Annotated in this window: 1 protein-coding gene; it reads right to left on the bottom strand. The window is 26.7% G+C overall.

The features are described from left to right. Positions 1–255 (bottom strand): IS30 family transposase (locus E4T68_RS09120; RefSeq protein ID WP_135126085.1); only part of this gene is annotated, 255 nt, incomplete at both ends.

Below are 255 nucleotides of genomic sequence, written 5' to 3'. Positions count from 1 at the left end.
ATGTGCAAAATATACTGCGGTTAAATAGCTTTCTAATTCTGTTAATCGTGAAAATTCTGAACCATTATCTGCTGTTATACTTTTAAACCATTTCTTACCATACTGTTTAAATATCTTTTTTAAAGCCTTGTTAACACATTCTGATGATTTTTCTTTTAACTTTCTGATAATAATAAATCGTGTCTTTCTTTCGATAAGTGTTAAAATAACAGACTCATTTTTAGTTATTTTCCCAATCATTAAATCAATTTCCCA

The sequence above is a fragment of the Granulicatella sp. WM01 genome (assembly GCF_004570605.1).
Lineage (GTDB): Bacteria > Bacillota > Bacilli > Lactobacillales > Aerococcaceae > WM01.
Note: the sequence above shows the minus strand (reverse complement) of the source record. Positions and strands in the feature narration are given on the sequence as shown.